Here is a 5898-nt window from a genome sequence, read left to right on the forward strand (position 1 = left end):
GGTCATTCAGAGTGAAGGGCGCCGTAAATACGTCCCTGTAGGCTTGGCGGCAGCATCCCTGCTGCCGACACCTCAAGCCACAAGGACGTGGCGAATGCAGAAAACGCAGGGAGCAGTTTTCTGCCACTCTAAACAACCTGTCCCGGCTTGGTATTGTCCAGTTTTAAGTTGGTAGCCTCGGTTTTTAGGTAGGGTGCGTTTCGCGCACCTTCATAACGTCATTAATAATCAATGAAAAGATGCGCACAGCGCACCTTACGGCAACTGAGTTTTTTATGTCGTTGTTCTGTTTTTAACCGTATAACACATTGCTAACACTATGGATTTTTTAAGCATACTCGGTATTGTTTTAGCGGTTGCGGCGATATTGCTGGGAAATTTTCTTGAAGGCGGCGAGCTTGCATCGTTGCTCAATGGCCCTGCGCTGATTATTGTCTTAGGGGGTACGTTAGGTGCGACCTTATTACAGTTTCCGCCCAATATTTTTTTTTCGTAGCTTAGCGATGTTAGTTTGGATTGTCAGACCTAACGTGATAAACACCCATGCGCAAATCGAGCAAATTGTTTCTTGGAGTTATAAAGCGCGTAAAGATGGTTTGTTACGCTTAGAAGATGAAATCGATACTTTAACTGACCCGTTCACCCAAAAAGCCTTGCAATTGCTAGTTGATGGTAACGATAACGAAACCATTCAAAACATGTTAGAACTTGAAATAAACGTCAAGGAAAACCGCGATTACCAAGCCGCTAGAATTTTTGAGGCGATGGGCGGATATGCCCCGACTATCGGTATTTTGGGGGCCGTGATTGGTTTAATCCATGTCATGCAAAATCTCGCTAATCCTGAATTATTAGGTGCCGGTATCGCGACGGCATTTGTTGCGACGATTTACGGTGTTGCTTCGGCTAATTTAATTTTTTTGCCGATAGCTAACAAATTGAAAACTCATGTTTTTGCCGAATCGCAGTTAAAAGAAATGATAGCGTTAGGTGTCGGTGCGATAGCTAAGGGCGAAAACCCTAAAAATATCGAATTAAAGCTCAGTGCTTATTTATTTGAATCAGACCCGAAAGAACGCGGTGCGTAAGCGTAAACGAATCATCACAGAAGCAGGGCATGAAGACCGTTGGTTGGTGTCTTACGCCGACTTTATTACATTATTATTTGCGTTTTTTGTCGTGATGTATTCAATCTCATCGCTAAATGAGGCCAAATATAAAAGCTTGATGCATTCTATAGGCTCGGCTTTTTCCAATAAAAGCCAGCCGGTCAATGGCAGCGTACCGGAGCAAATACCGCTTAGAACACCTGCCGCGTTAGAATCGGTACCTGATTTAACTCAAGCCCAAGCGCCGGAAAAGTCAACATTACCTAACAATCCAGAAGAGCAAGAAGAGGCCGAAAAGAAACGGCGCTTAAGTGAAGAAATCATCAAAGAGCAAAAGCAGCTTAAACAAGTGTCTGAGCAACTTAAAGCCGCACTTGAGCCATTCGTTGATGCCAACTTAGTTTCAGTGATTAACAATGATTTTTGGATTACTTTGCAAATGAATAGCGAATTGCTCTTTGCTAGCGGTGCTGCTGAAGTCTCCAAAAAATCCATACCCATCATCCAAAAAATTGCCGAAGTCATAGAACCTATGCTAATGCCGTTAATGTCGAAGGTCATACCGATAATGTGCCTATTGCCACTCCGCTGTTTCGCTCTAACTGGGATTTATCATCGGCACGAGCGACTAGCGTAGTCCTTGAGTTTGCAAAAGCGGGCATTGAGCCCTCGAGGTTATCAGCGATTGGTTATGGTGAGTTCCACCCTATTGCCGACAATGCTACCGAGGAAGGTCGCTTTAAAAATCGACGTGTATTACTCGTATTAATGTCGAAAGCGTTTTCTCGTTATGGCGCAAATGATGAGCAACGTGCTAAGCTGTTGAACTTGGAACGTACTATGCCGCCGGAAGAAGCCGAACCCGTCAGCGAGACGTTACCGGATTAAGTGTTCTGCATCTCAACGTAAACAGTAACCGATAGCATGATGACTCACCCCATATTTATTGCAGTCTTAGTCGTATTGAGCTTAGGTTTATTGGCACTGGCGTTTATATGTGTGCGCTTAGCTCAGCAACAGCAACGCTTAAAACAAGACCTCGTCAGGCTTAATAACAGACTGACCGGTAGTCAGCAAGATTTGGCAGGATTATGTTCAGCGGCGTTAACTGTCGATGAGCGTGTGGCGGTGACTGAAGAAGAGCTAAAACTCTTATGGTCAAGACTCTCAGAATTAGCGGCGCAACCTGCCGCAGTCAATCAACTGACCGAACACCCATATCAATCAGTGATTCAAAAAGTCAGAAGTGGCGCAAGCGTCAGTGAGCTTATGCAAAGTGCGGGGTTAAGTCATGACGAAGCCGCGCTGTTAATTCGTTTGCATGGCCAAAAATCATCACCATAATGACCAGTGTCCGGTCATGATTACATAGGTTGCTAGTAAAGCATTTGTCACCGCATGAGCCGTGATAGGGTCAGTGAGCGTTTTGCGTTGATAATAAGCAAAAGCATAAGCCATCCCTGCTAGTGTACCCGCCAACCACGCGCCATGTAGCAAACCGAATAACGCCGATGAAGCCAAAAACGAGAGCGGTGTATAGTGACCTGGTGGTACTTGTTCAAAGTCTTTGTTAACCAACTTAGCCAGTAAATAACCGCGAAACGCGAGTTCTTCAATAATTGGTACCGTTAGCGTCGCGCCAATAATGCGAAAACCAAGCCATAAGTATTGCCAATAGAGTGGGGCTGTCGCTAAGCTTTGCGCGAAGGCTAGGTCTTGCGCAGCAGAGGCCGGAACGGCCACTAGCCAAAAAACAAATACACCGCCACCGATTAATACTGCTGTTAAGCTAATCGGCTGTAACCAAGGTTTATAGGCGTTAGCAAAATACGCCAAAATGCTAATCGAAACAATGACTCGAAGTGGATATAGCCAGTCAAATCCACTGGAAAAAGCACCGGTGATTAAAATAGTCGCCATTAACGCAATATACGGTAATAGCAAAGGCATAGCTGGGTTATGGTAGCTAGCGCTGGTAGGTGTTGATAGCTGTTGTTTAAAAAAAAGTAACCCGCTGCGCAAGGCCAATCATGCCTATGCTTAGCGCAATAAAAGCAATCCAACCCGCATTAGAGTGAAACCCGCCAATCGCCACTGCAGGCGACCATTCTTTACCGATGATAATGAGTAAGCTGATACGCAACACATTGAAAAACCACATCAATGTAATACCTAAAGGATACAGTAATAACACTTGAGGAAAGCGTAGCTCAGCACGCATTAGCCATAAATAAATGCTTAAAAAGATGACAATTAAGCCTATGCCTTCATAGCCTGAGCATGGAATGCCGATTTCCACTTGAAAATCACCAATGCCTAGTGCTTTTTCTTTCGGCAATGCAGTCACATTGGGATAAAACAACGACAACAAGACATGTGATGTGTAGAAAGTAATGTCGGCTAGCTTAGACCAGGAACTGCTTACTAATGTCGATAACCCCCAGGTTATAAAACCTGTTAACAACGCAATGACTAAATTAAGCTTTTCCGCCAATAAAAACTGCCGCCAAGCGCTAAAAGTGATGTTAGCCAACAATAAACTTATGATGTTTAGGCTGCCGATTAATAGCCAGAGCAACGCGAGCGTGTTGTTTGTATCAGGATTCAGCGTAATTTTTTCGTTAAATAACAGTGATGATAATAACCAAAACCCTGCAAATAAGGCGAAATGCAGCAAAAAACGTAAGCTAATATGCTTGGGTTTTGCTTCGGCATTAAATACGGCAATTGACTGGCTTAATTTTTTCGATGCTATCAGTAAATAAACGGGGATAGCGATTAGACCAATGCGTAAAAATTGTCCGGCATGACTTAATAATTTAAGGATTGAGCTATGACTAGCATGTTTAGCTACTATTTGTGCATCAAAGGCAAAAGAAATCGCTAAACATTCAATAAGTAAGATGAGTAATGCGAAAAAAAAGCCGATTTTTTACTAGAGCATTAATGCGAAACGGCACACTGAATTTACGAGTGGGTAGTTAACAAGATGCAAAAATAGCGGCGTATTTTTGCTGTGTGATTACGACAGGGTAAAACAGCTACGCGGCGTGAATGCAGAGTGCCGCGTAGCGTTACGATAGATTATTTTTTACGGCGATATTCAGAGACTAAACCTAGTACACCCGCTAATAAGCCTAAACCTAATACGGCAATACTTGCGTCCATTTCAGGCACAGGTCGCGGTGTGTAGGTAGTGGCAAAAACATTGCTAACGCTAATAAAAGTTAATGCGGCAACAGCGCTTAAGTTTTTAATCATATTCATAATGTATTTCCTAAAAGTGAATTATTAAGCCATGCATGAAAGTTTAACCACAGCAAAAGTTGCGGAATTAACATGCATGTGTACAATATCACAAAAAATAAATTTGTGAAGCATGTCACGTTGCTGATAATATCTTAAGCAGCAATCACTAACTGCAATTTCAGTATAGCTCATTAAGGCTGAATAGTTGAATAGGATTTTAGTCTAATTTTTAACCTATTGAATAAAAACTCTTTTTATGAGTTTTGGCAAAAAATATGGACTTTATTTTGTGATAAGTATCCCGTTTTTGTATGGGATAATTTCAGGATAACACTCAGATGTTTTGATGATTCTTATCCACTATCCTTATTCCACGGTAAAAGTTCATAAAAATAATTCATTAACCCATCTAACTTGTAGCAATCAGGGAAATCATCATGGCTAATAATAACGGCACGATAAGTTTTTACTTATACTCAACAACTAAACAAGGTCAAGTACCCAGTTTTTTTGATATTAAAATCAATGTCACGACAAACACCGGATTAAATCTAGGTATTGTCGATGCATGGTGTATTGACACCGGTGTGGGTATCGAATGGTTAAAAAATTATACCGGTACACTTTATGCAACCAATGAGTATCAAACTTGGGATAGCGCAATATTCCCAACAGTTGGTAATAAGGAAAACTTTGATTCTGTGACGTGGCTGCTTAACCAAGATTTTTCTAAAGCGGGCAACGTTGGCGGTTACACCTACGCAGATGTTCAAGGAGCGATTTGGACGTTATTAGGCGACGGTAATACATCTACCTGGGCGCCTGGTGAAAACTATAATATGACTAGAATATCGCAGTTAGTCACATTGGCGTTGTCTCATGATGGTTATAAAGCTGATATTACCGATGCGGATACGACCAATGACTACACCACATTAGCCATTGACACGTTAACTGCTGATGGAACAACCGCTAAGCAGCCGTTAATCATTAAAGTTCAGTCCGCCGCCTTAGGTGATTATGTTTGGGAAGATACTAATGCGGATGGTATTCAAGATGCTACAGAAAAAGGAATTGCAGGCGTTGAAGTTAAGTTGGTGAGAGATCTCAACAACGATAACAAATTTGACGGTCCTAACGAAGTCCTACAAACCACGACGACCGGACCAAACGGCGAATATAAATTTGTAGGTTTAACGCCCGGCGCAGACTATCGAGTAGTTTTTTCTACCCCTAATGGTTTTGACAACGCGAGTCCACGTCATATCGGTGACATTGCTAAAGACAGTGATGGTGCAGTTTCAGATATTGTTGTGTTAGGTGCAGGTGAGTGGAATAAAACAATAGATGCTGGCTTTTATAAATTAGCGAGCTTAGGTGACCGAGTGTGGGTTGATGCCAATGCCAATGGCGTACAAGATGCCGGTGAAGCCAATAAAGAAGGTGTTACCGTTGAACTTTATAAAAGCAGCGATTTAACGACACCTATCACTAGCCAAGTTACTGGTAGCGACGGCGCGTATAAATTCACTGACTTAGT

9 protein-coding genes are annotated in these 5898 nt (G+C 42.4%); 6 read left to right on the forward strand and 3 right to left on the reverse strand.

Annotated features, from left to right (window positions below):
- Positions 1-319: 319 nt before the first annotated feature.
- The 5 genes from VZ94_RS29710 to VZ94_RS18790 are packed head-to-tail and all read left to right on the forward strand — an operon-like array spanning position 320 to position 2453.
- Positions 320-496, forward strand: a complete 177-nt coding sequence (locus tag VZ94_RS29710; RefSeq protein ID WP_239650081.1) for a MotA/TolQ/ExbB proton channel family protein — start codon at positions 320-322, stop codon at positions 494-496.
- Between the two features lie 7 nt (positions 497-503).
- The gene (locus tag VZ94_RS18780) at positions 504-1088 is read left to right on the forward strand and encodes a flagellar motor protein (protein ID WP_239650082.1); all 585 of its coding nucleotides are present in this window, start codon (positions 504-506) and stop codon (positions 1086-1088) included.
- A complete protein-coding gene (locus VZ94_RS18785) occupies positions 1081-1746 on the forward strand; it encodes a flagellar motor protein MotB (protein WP_239650083.1) in 666 nt (221 codons plus the stop codon). Before VZ94_RS18780 ends, VZ94_RS18785 begins: the two co-directional genes overlap by 8 nt.
- Positions 1680-1997: an OmpA/MotB family protein gene (locus VZ94_RS29715; RefSeq protein ID WP_239650084.1), complete on the forward strand. Its 318-nt coding sequence runs from the start codon at positions 1680-1682 to the stop codon at positions 1995-1997. Before VZ94_RS18785 ends, VZ94_RS29715 begins: the two co-directional genes overlap by 67 nt.
- Before the next feature lie 36 nt (positions 1998-2033).
- Positions 2034-2453: a DUF2802 domain-containing protein gene (locus VZ94_RS18790; RefSeq protein WP_045780404.1), complete on the forward strand. Its 420-nt coding sequence runs from the start codon at positions 2034-2036 to the stop codon at positions 2451-2453.
- On the opposite strand, the gene VZ94_RS23700 is transcribed toward VZ94_RS18790, so the two are convergent.
- The 3 genes from VZ94_RS23700 to VZ94_RS18805 form a co-directional block, all read right to left on the reverse strand.
- Entirely contained in the window at positions 2445-3131 is a 687-nt protein-coding gene (locus tag VZ94_RS23700) for a CAAX prenyl protease-related protein (protein ID WP_052700741.1), read from the reverse strand. The two genes, VZ94_RS18790 and VZ94_RS23700, sit on opposite strands and share 9 nt — an antisense overlap.
- Positions 3106-4038 carry an archaeosortase/exosortase family protein gene (locus VZ94_RS18800; RefSeq protein WP_082081823.1) on the reverse strand — a complete coding sequence of 311 codons (933 nt, stop codon included), beginning with the start codon at positions 4036-4038 and terminating at the stop codon, positions 3106-3108. Before VZ94_RS18800 ends, VZ94_RS23700 begins: the two co-directional genes overlap by 26 nt.
- Before the next feature lie 155 nt (positions 4039-4193).
- Positions 4194-4376: a hypothetical protein gene (locus tag VZ94_RS18805; protein WP_045780406.1), complete on the reverse strand. Its 183-nt coding sequence runs from the start codon at positions 4374-4376 to the stop codon at positions 4194-4196.
- Positions 4377-4795: 419 nt separating this feature from the next.
- Here VZ94_RS18805 and VZ94_RS18810 point away from each other — a divergent pair.
- A partial coding sequence (locus VZ94_RS18810; RefSeq protein ID WP_045780407.1) for an SdrD B-like domain-containing protein occupies positions 4796-5898 on the forward strand: 1103 nt, incomplete at its 3' end.

Source organism: Methylocucumis oryzae, assembly GCF_000963695.1.
GTDB lineage: Bacteria > Pseudomonadota > Gammaproteobacteria > Methylococcales > Methylomonadaceae > Methylovulum > Methylovulum oryzae.